Here is a 13,945-nt window from a genome sequence, read left to right as displayed (position 1 = left end):
GCGCGTGCGCCAACGCGCCTCTTCCGCCCCTCACGCCGCCGCGCCGCTCCCGGCCACGCGCGCCTGCCGCTGGTACAGCACCATCGACAGCGCGACGCCCGCCGCCGCCGCCACCGCCGCGAACAGGAACACCTGCGGATAGCCGAACGCGCCCGCGACATAGCCGGCGAGCGGGCCGGTGATGCCGAGCGACAGGTCGAGGAATACCGAATACGCGGACAGTGCCGCGCCGCGGCTCGCGGGCGGCACGAGCGCGACGGCCTCGACGCCGAGCGCCGGGAAGATCAGCGCGAAGCCGAAGCCCGTCAGTGCCGCGCCGACGAGCGCGACGTGCGGCACGGGCGCGAGCCACAGCAGCACGAGGCCCGCGCATTCGAACGCGAATGACACGATCGCGACGCGGAAGCCGCCGTGAGTCTTGATCGTGTTCGCGAACAGCAGGCGCGCGCCGATGAACAGCGTGCCGAACACGGTCAGCGACAGCGCGGCGTTCGGCCAGTGGCGCGCCGCGTAGTACAGCGTGACGAACGTGGCGATCGAGCCGAAGCCGGCCGAACCGAGCGCGAGACCGAGGCCGTGCGGCAGCACGCGCGTGAACACGCTCGCATACGACATCCGCTCGCCGTGCACGAGCGGCACCGAAGCGATCAGGCGGGCGAGGTAGAAGCCGAGCGCGGCCAGCGCGATCACGATCACGCCGATCAGCGCCGGATTCAGCGTATGCGCGATCGCGACGCCGACCGGTGCGCCGAGCGCGAGCGCGCCGTAGGTCGCGATGCCGTTCCACGAGATCACCTTCGCGTTGTGTGCGACGCCGACTCGGCCGATGCCCCACAGGATCGCGCCGGTGCCGCACAGGCTTTCGCCGACGCCGAGCACGAGCCGGCTCGCGATCAGCAGCACGAGGCTCGCGACCGGCCAGTGCGCGAGCAGCAGCGCGACGAGCAGCAGCACGCCCGACACGCCGCAGCCGACCAGCCCGCGCAGCACCGTCTGCTTTGGCCCGAGCGTATCGGCGAGGCGCCCGGCGAGCGGCCGCGACGCGAGCGTCGCGAAGTACTGGACGCTGATCGCGCCGCCCGCGACGATCGCGGAAAAGCCGAGGTCGTCATGGACGAAGCCCGGCAGCACCGCGAGCGGCAGGCCGATGGTCAGGTAGCAGATGAACGTGAAGCAGACGACGGACACGATTTGCAGCGTGATCGCGAACCCGCTGCGCGGCGGTATGGCGGAATCGGTTGACATGGGGTCGGAACGAAAGAGCGGAACGGACGGAAAAACGGCGGAAAAGGGAATCGGGATTTTCCCATGGAACCGGTTTTCACGCAGGTACCGTTTAGTTAACCGCGCCCCGTTCGTGAAGATCACCGCTGGTTGCGGCGCCGGGAACGGACGGCGCGCACCGTGCGACAAGGGCGTCGGCCGGCCGGGCGCGCATATCGCGGCAGTTATATGAGCCGCATGCGTGATGGGCTATGGGTTGCGGAATTTGACGGTGATAGCGTGCAAACTGTCGGAAAAACGTCGGTCGAGCGCTCCGCGCAGGCCGCCTTGCCCCCAATTTGAAGAAACACCGAGACATGAGTGAGCCGATCCGCTTCTACCATCGTCACGCGATCCGCGAAGTCAGCGGCGCGGACGTCACCCGCACCGTGCTGCAATACCTGCGCGAGGACGCGCATTGCACCGGCACCAAGGAAGGCTGCGCGGAAGGCGACTGCGGCGCGTGCACGGTCGTCGTCGGCGAGCTGACCGACGCCGGCGCGGTCGAGTTCAAGGCCGTCAACGCGTGCATCCAGTTCCTGCCGACGCTCGACGGCAAGGCGCTCCTGACGGTCGAGGACCTGCGCCAGCCGGACGGCGCGCTGCATCCGGTGCAGCAGGCGATGGTCGATTGCCACGGTTCGCAATGCGGGTTCTGCACGCCCGGCTTCGTGATGTCGATGTGGGCGCTGTACGAGAAGCACGGCCACGAAGGCTGCGGCAGTGCGTGCGCGAAGGCGAAGGACGTGCCGACGCGCACCGAGATCGCCGATGCGCTGACGGGCAACCTGTGCCGCTGCACCGGCTATCGCCCGATCGTCGATGCGGCGGTGCGGATGTTTGATGCGGCCGGCGAAGGTGCGACCGGCGAAGGCGCGACCGGCGAAGGCGCGCCGCAGCCGGCCGCGCCGGTCGACACGGCCGCGCTCGCCCGCACGCTCGCGTCGCTGAAGCGCGACGACACGTTCGACTACACGACGGCCGACGGCGCGCGCTTCGCGGCGCCGCGCACGCTCGACGCGCTGGCCGCGCTGAAGGTCGAGCGTCCCGACGCGCGCATTCTCGCGGGCAGTACCGACATCGGCCTGTGGGTCACCAAGCAGATGCGCCGGCTCGACGACCTGATCTACGTCGGCCAGATCGCCGAACTGCAGCAGGTCGTGCACGGCGACGACTGGATCGAGATCGGCGCGGGCGTGACGGTCGAGAAGGCCTATGCGGCGCTGGCCGGCACGTATCCGGAGCTGACCGAGATGTGGAAGCGCTTCGCGTCGGTGCCGATCCGCAACGCGGGGACGATGGGCGGCAACGTCGCGAACGGCTCGCCGATCGGCGATTCGATGCCGGGCCTGATCGCGCTCGGCGCGCGCGTCGTGCTGCGCGGCGGCGAGACGGTGCGCGAGCTGCCGCTCGAGGCGCTCTACACGGGCTACCAGCAGAAGGACATGGCGCCGCACGAATTCGTCGTCGGCGTGAAGGTGCCGACCCGCACCGGCGCACGCGAAAAGCTGCGGTTCCGCACGTACAAGCTGTCGAAGCGGTTCGATTCGGACATCTCGGCCGTGTGCGCGGCGTTCGCGTTCATCGCGGACGGCGACACGATCCGCGAGCCGCGCATCGCGTTCGGCGGGATGGCCGCGACGCCGAAGCGCGCCGCGAATACAGAAGCCGTGCTCGATGGCGCGCAGTGGCACGAAGCCACCGCGCAGGCTGCGATGCAGGCGCTCGAGCGCGACTACCAGCCGCTGTCCGACATGCGCGCGACGAGCACGTATCGCCTCGATACCGCGAAGAACCTGATGTATCGATTCTGGCTGGAGACGCGCCCGCACGATCCGCTGCCGCCGCAAGCCCTGAACGTGCGTGAAGTGGCCGCCGAAGTTGCCGATGTCTCGGCGCGCGTCTGAAGACGGAGAACCCCGAACATGAACCAGCAAGCAGAACCGTTCCTCAGCACCCTCGACCCGCAGGCCGACACCGCGCAGGTGCACGTGTCGCGCGCGCACGAATCCGCCCACCTGCACGTGAGCGGGCGCGCCACCTACACCGACGACATTCCGATCGTCGCCGGCACGCTGCACGCGGCGCTCGGGTTGTCGGCGAAGCCGCACGCGAAGATCGTGTCGATGAACTTCGACGCGGTGCGCGCGACGCCGGGCGTGGTCGCCGTGTTCACGGCCGACGACATCCCGGGCGTCAACGATTGCGGCCCGATCATCCACGACGATCCGGTGCTCGCGAAGGGCGTCGTGCAGTTCGTCGGCCAGCCGATGTTCATCGTCGTCGCGACGTCGCATGAAACCGCGCGGCTCGCCGCGCGCCGCGCGCAGGTCGACTACGAGGAACTGCCCGCGATCCTGACCGCGCAGGAAGCGCGCAAGGCCGAAACCTACGTGATCCCGCCGCTGAAGCTCGCGCGCGGCGATGCGGCCGCGCGGCTCGCCGTCGCGCCACACCGCGAGTCGGGCGAGATGCTGCTCGGCGGGCAGGAGCAGTTCTACCTGGAGGGGCAGATCGCGTACGCGGTGCCGAAGGACGACGACGGAATGCACGTGTATTGCTCGACGCAGCACCCGAGCGAGATGCAGCACCTGGTCGCGCACGTGCTCGGCGTCGCGTCGCACAACGTGCTGGTCGAATGCCGCCGGATGGGCGGCGGGTTCGGCGGCAAGGAATCGCAGTCGGGCCTGTTCGCGTGCTGCGCGGCGCTCGCCGCGTGGAAGCTGCTCTGCCCGGTGAAGCTGCGTCCGGACCGCGACGACGACATGATGATCACCGGCAAGCGGCACGACTTCCATTACCGCTTCGACGTCGGCTACGACGACGACGGCCGCATCGACGGCGTCGCGCTCGAGATGACGTCGCGCTGCGGCTTCTCGGCCGACCTGTCGGGCCCGGTGATGACGCGCGCGGTGTGCCACTTCGACAACGCGTACTGGCTCGGCGACGTCGACATCGCCGGCTACTGCGGCAAGACCAACACGCAGTCGAACACCGCGTTCCGCGGCTTCGGCGGCCCGCAGGGCGCGTTCGCGATCGAATACATCCTCGACGACGTCGCGCGCGCGCTCGACCGCGATCCGCTCGACGTGCGCTACGCGAACCTGTACGGCAAGACCGAACGCAACGTGACGCCGTACGGGCAGACGGTCGAGGACAACGTGCTTGAGGAGCTGCTCGGCGAACTCGAGACGACGAGCGACTACCGCGCGCGGCGCGCGGGCGTGCGTGCCTTCAACGCACGCAACACGGTGCTGAAGAAGGGCATCGCGCTCACGCCGGTGAAGTTCGGCATCGCGTTCAACGTCACGCACTTCAACCAGGCCGGCGCGCTGGTGCACATCTACACGGACGGCTCGGTGCTCGTGAACCACGGCGGCACAGAGATGGGGCAGGGGCTCAACACGAAGGTCGCGCAGGTGGTCGCGCACGAGCTCGGCATCCGCTTCGGCCGGATCCGCGTGACCGCGACCGATACGAGCAAGGTCGCGAACACGTCCGCGACGGCCGCGTCGACGGGCTCGGACCTGAACGGCAAGGCCGCGCAGGATGCGGCGCGCCAGTTGCGCGAGCGGATCGCGGTGTTCGCGGCGAAGCAGTTCGGCGACGGCAAGGTCGAGGCGGCCGACGTGAAGTTCGGCAACGACTTCGTGTGGATCGGCGGCGCGAGCGTGCCGTTCGGCGAAGTGATCGCGAAGGCGTACCTCGCGCGCGTGCAGCTGTGGTCGGATGGTTTCTACGCGACGCCGAAGCTGCACTGGGATCAATCGAAGCTGCAGGGCCGGCCGTTCTACTACTACTCGTACGGCGCGGCCGTGTCGGAAGTCGTGATCGACACGCTGACGGGCGAGATGCGCACGCTGCGCGTCGATGCACTGCACGACGTCGGCGCATCGCTGAACCCGGCGATCGACATCGGCCAGGTCGAAGGCGCGTTCATCCAGGGGATGGGCTGGCTGACGACCGAGGAGCTGTGGTGGAACCCGGGCGGCAAGCTGATGACGCATGCGCCGTCCACGTACAAGATCCCGACGGTGAACGACACGCCGCCCGAGTTCAACGTGCGGCTGTTCCAGAACCGCAACGTCGAGGACAGCATCCACCGCTCGAAGGCCGTCGGCGAGCCGCCGCTGCTGCTGCCGTTCTCGGTGTTCTTCGCGGTGCGCGACGCGATTGCGGCGGTCGGCGACTACCAGGTGAATCCGCCGCTCGACGCGCCGGCCACCGGCGAGTCGATCCTGCGCGCGATCGGCGCGGTGCGTGCGGCCCGCGCGGGCCAGGCAGGCTGAGATGAAACGCTCTTCGCGCTTGCTTCGTTCGTTGCCCGCTCACGGCGGCACGGCCCGGCGGAGGCCGGCATGAACGGCCCCGCTCGTTCGCCGCGTGCCGCGTCGCAGGCGCCCGCCGCCGGATGCGACGGCGCGTGCGGCAGTTCGCCGTCGCAGCTGCCGGCGTTCGCGCAAGGCACCGGCCAGCGCAACCGCGCGACCGGTGCGCCGGCGCCGATGCACATCGTGCTGTTCGGCGCCGGGCACGTCGGCCACGCGCTCGTCACGCTGCTCGGTGCGTTGCCGTGCGTCGTGCAGTGGGTCGACACGCGCGACGAGCTGTTCCCGGACGAATGTCCGCCGAACGTGCAGCCGGAGCCGACCGACACGCCGGAGGCCGTCGTCGACGCGGCGCCGCCCGGCGCGTACTTCCTCGTGATGACGCACAACCACGCGCTCGATTTCTCGCTCGCCGCGCAGATCATGCGGCGGCGCGACTACGCGTACTTCGGGATGATCGGCTCGCGCACCAAGCGCGTGAAGTTCGAGCGCCGGCTCGCCGCGCGCGGCGTCGATCCGGCGCGGCTCGTCGAAATGGTGTGTCCGATCGGCGTCGCCGGTATCGTCGACAAGGCGCCGGGCGCGATTGCGGTGGCCGTCTGCGCGGAGTTGCTGCAGGCACGCTCGGGCATGCGGGTGGCCGATGCGAAGGCGGCCGCGGCCGGGCGCGCACGCGACGACGTGTCCTGCGCGCGGTAAAACGCCGATGCCGCGCGGCCGGCGCACGGCCGCGCGTTTTTGCCTACACTGCACGACAACGCGCGGCAGCGGGCCGCGCTTCACCTCACCGTGCACGCGCCCATGTCCGATCACTCCGTCTATCTCGACGCGCTCGATGCGAGCCTCGTCGCCATCGAGCGCTGGCTGTCCGGCGTCGATACCGCGCCGGCGGCGCTCGATGCGCTGCTCGCGGCGTTTTCCGCCGACTTCACGATGATCCTGACCGACGGCCGCGTGGTCGACCATGACGGCACGCGCGCGCTGTTCGCGAAGCTGGCCGGCGCGAAGCCGGGGCTGCGCATCACGCTGTCGGAGATCCGCGTGCTCGCGGCCGACGCATCGCATGCGGTGCTCACCTATCTCGAAGCGCAGCACGCGGCAGCGGGCGAGCTGCCCGCGCGCCGCGGGACCGCCGTGTTCGCGCGCGACGCGGCGGGCGTCGTGCGCTGGACCCATCTGCAGGAAACCTTCTGCACGGCCTGAGCGGCCGCGTTGCCTGAGCAGTTGCGCTGCCTGACCAGTCGCGCTGCCTGACCGGTCGCACTGCGCTTTGGCCGCGCGTCAGCGCTTGCGCGTGCGGGCGACCGTCAGCTCGTCGGACACGCTCTGCATCAGCGCGCACAGCCACGCGATGTCGGTCGGCCGATCGGGTTGCGGGTGCGTGAGCAGGTAGCTCTTGATGCGCGGGAACGGCACGGGCGGCGTGACGACGACGAGCGGCAGCAGTTGCGCATAGTGCGTCGCGAAGCGGCGCGTCGTCGTGAAGATCAGGTCCGACTGCAGCAGCACCTGCGGCACGATTCCGAAGTACGGCAGCGTCGTCACGATGCGCCGCGTGAGGCGCGCGCGTGCGAGGCCGATCTCGATCGCGTTGCGCTTGTCGCCGGTGTACGGCGTCGGCGCGACGTGCGCGGCCGACGCATACGCGTCGCGCGTGAGCGGCTCGCGGGCGAGCGGATGTGCGTCGCGCATCAGGCACACGATCGTGTCGGAAAACAGGTCCTGGCGCGCGAACTGCGGGTCGGGCTTCGGCCAGTTGCCGATCACGAGATCGAGCGCGCCCGATTCGAGCGCGCCCGCGTGGTCGAGCGCGGGATTCAGCGAATCGATTTCCAGATGGGCATGCGGCGCCGCATCGCGAAAGCGCTCGATCAGCGTCGGCATGAAGAAATCGTTCAGGTAGTCGGGCGCGGCGACGCGGAACGTGCGCCGCGCGGACGACGGATCGAAGTCGCCGTGCGGCGTCGCGATGAAATCGACCTCGCGCAGCGCGCGCGACGCGGCTTCGAGCAGCGATGCGCCGTATTCGGTCGGCACCATGCCGGATTTGCCGCGCACGAGGATCGGGTCGTTCAGCGTCTCGCGCAGCTTGCGCAGTGCGGTGCTGATCGCGGGCTGGGTCTGGTTCAGCCGCAGCGCGGCCTGCGTGACGCTGCGCTCGAGCAGCAGCGTGCGCAACACGCGCACGAGCCAGATGTCGAGCGAGGCGGTACGGTCGTCGTCTTCCATCGATGGGGGGTGATTCTAGGGTCTGTTTACATATGGAACGCGCATGCGTTGCCACGAGAACGGCCGCTCGCGAGGCGTGCGACGCCGCGAATACTGACGTATTCGCAAGGAGCACAACGCGGCGAGCGGCCGTTCTCGTGGCAACCCCAAATTAATAAATTCATGTCACGGGAATGCCCGAAATCGCCCGTATGGCGGCGTCGCTCGTCGCTTGTTTGGCTCGGCCAAACGGCGCTCCTCACTCCTTGCCATACGCCCCGAAGGAAGTCCCCTTGGGGGACGAGCGATTTCGGGCATTCGCATGCGCGTTCCATATGTAAACAGACCCTAGTGACGCGTAACCTTACCGCAGCCGCGCGTTGCCGTGCGTGATACCGGCCATCACGCACGCCATCACGCACGGCCCTTCGGCAGCGTGCTGATCCGCTTGACCTCGCGCGATTCGAGCCAGTTCGGCGTGCGCGCGCAGTACAGCACCATCGGCAGCGCGTCCTCGCCCCAGAACAGCTGCTTGTTCATCCAGAAGGTGGGCACGCCGAACACGCCGAGCGCGATCGCGTCGTCGGTATTGCGGCGCAACTGCGCACTCGTTTCCTCGAATTCGATCAGCTCGTCGCCGTGCCCGACGCCGACGCGTTCGCACAGCGCCGCGAAGCCTTCCGGCGTCGACGGATCGTTGCCTTCGCGCCAGATGAACCGGAACATTTCCAGCACCGTCACGATATCGGCGCGCAGCGCGATCGCGAGGCGCAGCACCTTGTCGGAATCGAACGGATGCGCGGGCGGCATCTTGAAGCGGATGCCGAGCTGTTCCGCGCGAAACAGCGCGTGACGGTACGTGAACACGCGTTTGGCCGGCACGTCGGCGCTCGGGCGTTGCCCCCAGTGGCGCTGCAGGTCGGGCAGCGAGACGGCGATGGGGTTGAACGGTACGTCCGGCCATTTGTCGTGCTGTTCGAGCAGCAGATACGAGAACGGCGACACGAAGTCGAAGAACCAGGCGGGTTGGGCGGTATCGAGGCCGGTTGTCATGTCGTTCTCCAGAAGGTGGGGCGTGCGGCGCCTGGCGGCGGCCTCCATGTTACGCGGCGGCGCGCGCATGCAGCAATGATCGCGGATCGTTCGCTCACGCGGAACCGGGAGTCGCCCGGGGGGCGTCGCCGGCCGGCGGCGGGCCGGTTTCCGCGCGTGCCGGCGGGCTGCCGGCGCCGGGCGGGCCTGCCGGCGCATCCTGGTCGTGCGCGGTGAGCCGTTCGCGCACGAAGCCGATGTGCTCGCGCAGCACGTAGAACTGCCCGGCGTACGCGAGCGGCATCTTCATCCGGTTCACGGCTTCCTCGATGTCGTCGAGCTCGTCGAGCAGCTGCACGCGCTCCTCGGCCGTGTGCTCGCCGAGCGCGCGGCGCTCGAGCGCGATCAGTGCGCCGTACCAGCGGTAGATGCGCGAGCGCACGCGCCAGCCGTACAGCGACGGCACCAACCGCAGTCCGGGGATCAGCACGACGATCAGCGGCACCACCACGACGAGCAGCCGGTCGACGAGGCTCGCGACCCAGAACGGCAGCCGCCGGTACAGGAAGGTCTTGCCCGACTTGTAATACCGCGCCGCGTCGTCGGACAGCGGGAAGCCGCGCGTGACGGCCGACGGGAATTCGTCCGCGTGCTGCAGGATCGTCGCGTGGCCGTGCACTTCGCGCGCGGCCTCGATCAGCAGGTCGGACAGCGCGGGATGCAGCGCGTCGCGTGCGACGAGTTCGATCGTCGGCGCGACCGTGTGGATGTCGGCGGGCGGCAGGTTGCGGCCGAGATCGTAGACGCCCATCGGCAGCGTGATCGCGGTCAGGTACGGAAAGCGCCGCGCATACGCCTCGGCCTGCGTGAACGAATACACGTGCACGCCCGGCGCGCGGAACAGCTTCGCCATCACCGGGATCTGCGTCGAGTCGCCGGACAGGAAGGCGGCGTCGATCTTGCCGTCGAGCAGCGCGGTCGCGGCGTCCTCGCCGGCGGTCGGCAAAAGCTCGGTCGAGCCGCCCGGCACGATGCCGTTCATCTTCAGCAGCGCGAGGCTCAGTTCGCGCGCGCCGCTGCCTTCCGCGCCGAGCGCGAGCCGCTTGCCCTTGAAGTCGGACAGGCGTGCGACGACCGGGCCGCGGTACATGATCGCGAGCGGCACGTAGCCGATGCTGCCGAGCGACACGAGATGCTCGTCGCGCTCCTTCGGGCCGATGCCGCTCTGCACGAAGCCGACGTCGACCGGCGCGTTCGGGTTGGACAGCCGTGCCAGGTTCTGCGCGGAACCTTCGGACGATTGGACGTCGAGCGTGACGCCGTTTTTCGCGAGGATCGTCTTGTATTTCTGCGCGGCGTTCCAGTACGTGCTGCCTGGCGGCCCGGACGAGATCACGAGCGTGGACGGCGGCGCCGGCTGGATCAGCTTGACCGCGAGCCAGACGGCCGCGCCGGCGAGCAGCACGGTCGGGCCGATCGACAGCGCGAGGTCGCGCCACGAGACGGCGACGAAGCGGGCGAGGATGCGGCGCGGCGGGCGAGGGCGGGCAGGCTTCATGGGATCGGCGGATGACGCTGGCGTGACGCATCGGTGACGGTCGTCACCGGACGACACGGATGCTCGCGGCGATGGTACCCGGTTTCGCCGCGTATGCGCGAGTCGGGCGGCGTCGCGCGGCTGCCCGGCGACAGCAGGGGCGGGCGTCGCGTCAAAAGCTTTGCGCTTCCGCGGGCGCTGGATTACATTGTGCGACGCAGCCGCGCCCGAATCGCGCGCGACCCGGCACGTCATGAGACCGGGCGCGTCCGGCCGGCGGCTGCCCGGTAGGGCCGGCCCGCTTGTCGCGTGCGCCGGCCGCCGGCCCGTGCCGCCTCTCTCGTATCGCCGTGGAAAACACCGGCTGTCCCGCCCGTTCGCGCGCGGGCCGGCTGTTTTTGGGGGTATCCGGCCGTACTGTGCACGGCCGTTCCGGAGTGATAAGGAGATAGCATGAAGTCGATCGTGTTGAGAGCGTTGGGTGTCGCCGCCGTGGCGGCCTGTCTGTCGGGCAGCGTGTATGCGCAGTCGAGCGACGCAGCGGCAACGGAAGCGCCGGCGGCCGCGACGAGCGCGCCGAAGGCCGCCGCGAAAACCGCGAAGAAGGCGAACCGCAAGCTCGGCTACGCGGTGCGCAAGGCCATTACGAAGGCAGGCGGCATCGACGTGGCGAACATCGTCGTGCGTTCGAAGGGCGGCGCGATCTCGCTGGAGGGCACGGTGCCCGACCAGGCACAGATCGACAAGGCGGAAGAGGCAGCGAAGGGCGTGAACGGCGTGACGTCGGTCTCGAACAAGCTGACGGTTCAGCAGCAGTAACGCCGGGCGGCGGCGCGCGAGCGCCGCGCGCGCCCGTTTCCAGGCGGGCCCCGGCATACCGGGGCCCGTTTGCGCTTCAAAGGCCGAAAGCCGCGCGCGGCGCGGCGGCGGACCGACAACGATATCGAGGAGACGGCGATGACGAAGCTCGGGTGGGGCAGGCGGATGGTGTGGGGAGCGGCGCTGGCCGCGGTCGCGATGCTCGGCGCCTGCAACGGCGACGAGTCGGCCGAGCGCAACCGGTTGCCCGGCTTCGTGTCCGGCAGCGTGCGCACGACGGCCTACGACGGCGCGAGCGACGACCTGCTGACGGCCGGCCTCGGGAAGACGGGCCTCGCCGCGGCGAGTGCGCCCGGCTTCGCGAATCCGTCGCGGCCGACGAGCGCCGAATTGCGCCGCCTCGCGATCTGGTCGAACTACCGCGCGCTCGTCGACATGAGCGCGAACGGCGGCTACGGCCGCTTCTGGGGGCCGAACGTCGACCTCGACGGCAACGACACGCTCGGCGAAGGCAAGATCCCCGGCACCGAATATCTCGCGTATGCCGACGACGGCAGCGGCGCCAAGAACGTGACGCTGCTCGTGCAGGTACCCGCCCGCTTCGATCCCGCGCAGCCCTGCATCGTCACCGCGACGTCGTCCGGCTCGCGCGGCGTGTACGGCGCGATTTCCGCGGCCGGCGAGTGGGCGCTCAAGCGCGGCTGCGCGGTGGCCTACAACGACAAGGGCGGCGGCAACGGCGCGCACGAGCTCGGCTCCGATACGGTCACGCTGATCGACGGCACGCTCGCCGACGCAGTGCTGGCCGGCACCGCGAGCCTGTTCACCGCGAACGTGACGAGCGGCGATCTGGCCGCGTTCAACAGCCGCTTCCCGAACCGCTATGCGTTCAAGCACGCGCATTCGCAACAGAATCCCGAGCAGGACTGGGGGCGCGTGACGCTGCAGTCGGTCGAATTCGCGTACTGGGCGCTCAACGAGCAGTTCGGACCGCTGATCGACGGCGCGCGTCACGGCGTGCGCTATCGCGCGGGCGACATCACGACGATCGCCGCGTCGGTCAGCAACGGCGGCGGCGCGTCGCTCGCGGCGGCCGAGCAGGACAACCGGGGCTGGATTACCGCGGTCGTGGTCGGCGAGCCGCAGATCAACGTGCGGATGGCGCCGAATGCGGTCGTCCGCACGGGCGGCCAGCCGGTGCCGTCGTTCGGCCGGCCGCTGGCCGATTACGCGACGCTCGCGAACCTGCTGGAACCGTGCGCGGCCGCATCGGCGTCGCTCGCCGGCGCGCCGTACCTGAGCGCGCTGCCGGCCGCGACCACGCAGTCGATCCGCACGCAGCGCTGCGCGACGCTCGCCGCGGCCGGGCTGGTGGCGGGCGCCGACACGCAGAGCCAGGCGGCGGACGCGCTCGCGCAGCTCCATGCGGCCGGCTATCTGGCCGATTCCGACCTGCTGCAGGCGTCGATGTGGGATTCGCAGGCGATTCCCGCGATCGCGGTCACCTATGCGAACGCGTACACGCGCTCGCGTGTCACCGACAACCTGTGCAACTTCAGCTTCGCGACGACGAACCCGGCGACGGGCGCGGTCGCGGCGCCCGCCGCGTCGCCGATGCCGGCCGTGTTCGGTACCGGCAACGGCGTGCCGCCGACGGCCGGCATCAATCTCGTGTTCAACAACGGCGCGGGCGTCGACCATCGGCTCGCGACGCCCGATGCAAGCTTCGCGGGCGCGCTGTGCCTGCGCCAGCTGTGGACGAACGGGATGCTCGGGATGCCCGCGAACGTCGACGCGGTGCGCGTCAACGCGAACCTGCACGGCAAGCCGGCGATCATCGTGCAGGGCCGCAGCGACGCGCTCGTGCCGGTGAACCACGCGTCGCGCGCGTACGTCGCGCAGAACGGCATCAGCGAAGCGGGGCGCAGCCAGCTGGTGTTCTACGAAGTGACGAACGGCCAGCACTTCGACGCATTCCTGTCGGTTCCGGGCTTCGACACGCGCTTCGTGCCGGTTCACTACTACAACGTGCAGGCGCTGAACCTGATGTGGAAGCGCCTGAAGAACGGCGCGCCGCTGCCGCCGTCGCAGGTGATCCGCACGGTGCCGCGCGGCGGCACGCCGGGCGCTGCGCCCGCGCTGACGAGCGCGAACTTGCCGCCGATCTCGGCCGCGCCGGGCGCGAACGCGATTGCCGTCGGCGTTGGCATGATCGACGTGCCGCTCTGACGACGGCCGCCACGCCGCCTCCGACAAGCCGGACGCCCGTCCGGCTTTTTTCTTTGCGTCGCCTGGAATCGGTCCCGCACGGCCTTTTATCCGAATGGCGAGCGCTGTAACAAATTCTTACTTTACGGCGATAAATCCTGAACCTATTATGCGCCGGTATTTTAACTTAATTTAATAAATTCCAGATACGAGGATATTCCTTTCCTTTTAGTTAATCGATCCTTTCGATTTTATTCAATCGGATCGAGTCGCGATTGATCGCCGTTTCGCGATTAATCGGTATCTCGCCGACGGGGATCGTTCGTCTGTTCGAAGTGAAGGCGCGTTGCCGGGCGGGCTTCGCGGGGGTGTCTTTTTGTCGTCGATTTTGTGCGTATGCGAATTCGCGGAATGAATCCGTATTGCGGCGAATCATTGAATTGTCGTTGGCAATGGAATTGATTCCATTGTGCGGTTGCAAAAAACATGGGTGGGGTAAATCGTGCCGATCGGTATTCACCGATCCGGTAAAAAACTCGGAGTGCATCGC

Annotated in this window: 10 protein-coding genes; 6 read left to right on the top strand and 4 right to left on the bottom strand. The window is 69.0% G+C overall.

Features of this window, described 5'->3' with window-relative positions; all coding sequences use genetic code 11:
• Positions 1-30 precede the first annotated feature (30 nt).
• Complete coding sequence (locus tag HWX03_RS12605; RefSeq protein ID WP_175871448.1) at positions 31-1,245, bottom strand: MFS transporter; 1,215 nt, start codon at positions 1,243-1,245, stop codon at positions 31-33.
• Positions 1,246-1,580: 335 nt separating this feature from the next.
• Between HWX03_RS12605 and xdhA the strand changes: the two genes are divergently transcribed.
• From xdhA to HWX03_RS12585, 4 genes are all read left to right on the top strand, one after another.
• Positions 1,581-3,170: a xanthine dehydrogenase small subunit gene (gene xdhA / locus HWX03_RS12600; protein ID WP_175871447.1), complete on the top strand. Its 1,590-nt coding sequence runs from the start codon at positions 1,581-1,583 to the stop codon at positions 3,168-3,170.
• A gap of 18 nt (positions 3,171-3,188) precedes the next feature.
• Positions 3,189-5,552 carry a xanthine dehydrogenase molybdopterin binding subunit gene (gene xdhB / locus HWX03_RS12595; RefSeq protein WP_175871446.1) on the top strand — a complete coding sequence of 788 codons (2,364 nt, stop codon included), beginning with the start codon at positions 3,189-3,191 and terminating at the stop codon, positions 5,550-5,552.
• A gap of 69 nt (positions 5,553-5,621) precedes the next feature.
• The gene (gene xdhC, locus HWX03_RS12590) at positions 5,622-6,290 is read left to right on the top strand and encodes a xanthine dehydrogenase accessory protein XdhC (RefSeq protein WP_175871445.1); all 669 of its coding nucleotides are present in this window, start codon (positions 5,622-5,624) and stop codon (positions 6,288-6,290) included.
• Positions 6,291-6,392: 102 nt separating this feature from the next.
• A complete protein-coding gene (locus HWX03_RS12585) occupies positions 6,393-6,794 on the top strand; it encodes a nuclear transport factor 2 family protein (RefSeq protein ID WP_175871444.1) in 402 nt (133 codons plus the stop codon).
• Positions 6,795-6,872: 78 nt separating this feature from the next.
• On the opposite strand, the gene HWX03_RS12580 is transcribed toward HWX03_RS12585, so the two are convergent.
• From HWX03_RS12580 to HWX03_RS12570, 3 genes are all read right to left on the bottom strand, one after another.
• Positions 6,873-7,820 (bottom strand): LysR family transcriptional regulator, encoded by a 948-nt coding sequence (locus HWX03_RS12580; RefSeq protein WP_174389456.1) that lies wholly within the window; start codon positions 7,818-7,820, stop codon positions 6,873-6,875.
• Positions 7,821-8,213: 393 nt separating this feature from the next.
• Positions 8,214-8,852, bottom strand: a complete 639-nt coding sequence (locus tag HWX03_RS12575) for a 2-hydroxychromene-2-carboxylate isomerase (RefSeq protein WP_175871443.1) — start codon at positions 8,850-8,852, stop codon at positions 8,214-8,216.
• A gap of 94 nt (positions 8,853-8,946) precedes the next feature.
• Positions 8,947-10,389 (bottom strand): TAXI family TRAP transporter solute-binding subunit, encoded by a 1,443-nt coding sequence (locus tag HWX03_RS12570; protein WP_175871442.1) that lies wholly within the window; start codon positions 10,387-10,389, stop codon positions 8,947-8,949.
• Positions 10,390-10,821: 432 nt separating this feature from the next.
• Here HWX03_RS12570 and HWX03_RS12565 point away from each other — a divergent pair, with 432 nt between their 5' ends.
• A complete protein-coding gene (locus HWX03_RS12565; RefSeq protein WP_175871441.1) occupies positions 10,822-11,187 on the top strand; it encodes a BON domain-containing protein in 366 nt (121 codons plus the stop codon).
• Positions 11,188-11,325: 138 nt separating this feature from the next.
• Complete coding sequence (locus tag HWX03_RS12560; protein WP_175871440.1) at positions 11,326-13,416, top strand: D-(-)-3-hydroxybutyrate oligomer hydrolase; 2,091 nt, start codon at positions 11,326-11,328, stop codon at positions 13,414-13,416.
• Positions 13,417-13,945: the final 529 nt, after the last annotated feature.

Source organism: Burkholderia sp. BCC0397 (assembly GCF_902832865.1).
In the GTDB taxonomy this organism is placed as follows: domain Bacteria; phylum Pseudomonadota; class Gammaproteobacteria; order Burkholderiales; family Burkholderiaceae; genus Burkholderia.
The sequence above is the reverse complement of the archived record's forward strand: the minus strand, read 5'-3'. Positions and strand labels throughout refer to the sequence as shown.

Coding starts and splice junctions, on each gene's coding strand:
- HWX03_RS12605 (WP_175871448.1), bottom strand. CDS start 1,245: ATGTCAACCGATTCCGCCATACCGCCGCGCAGCGGGTTCGCGATCACG.
- xdhA (WP_175871447.1), top strand. CDS start 1,581: ATGAGTGAGCCGATCCGCTTCTACCATCGTCACGCGATCCGCGAAGTC.
- xdhB (WP_175871446.1), top strand. CDS start 3,189: ATGAACCAGCAAGCAGAACCGTTCCTCAGCACCCTCGACCCGCAGGCC.
- xdhC (WP_175871445.1), top strand. CDS start 5,622: ATGAACGGCCCCGCTCGTTCGCCGCGTGCCGCGTCGCAGGCGCCCGCC.
- HWX03_RS12585 (WP_175871444.1), top strand. CDS start 6,393: ATGTCCGATCACTCCGTCTATCTCGACGCGCTCGATGCGAGCCTCGTC.
- HWX03_RS12580 (WP_174389456.1), bottom strand. CDS start 7,820: ATGGAAGACGACGACCGTACCGCCTCGCTCGACATCTGGCTCGTGCGC.
- HWX03_RS12575 (WP_175871443.1), bottom strand. CDS start 8,852: ATGACAACCGGCCTCGATACCGCCCAACCCGCCTGGTTCTTCGACTTC.
- HWX03_RS12570 (WP_175871442.1), bottom strand. CDS start 10,389: ATGAAGCCTGCCCGCCCTCGCCCGCCGCGCCGCATCCTCGCCCGCTTC.
- HWX03_RS12565 (WP_175871441.1), top strand. CDS start 10,822: ATGAAGTCGATCGTGTTGAGAGCGTTGGGTGTCGCCGCCGTGGCGGCC.
- HWX03_RS12560 (WP_175871440.1), top strand. CDS start 11,326: ATGACGAAGCTCGGGTGGGGCAGGCGGATGGTGTGGGGAGCGGCGCTG.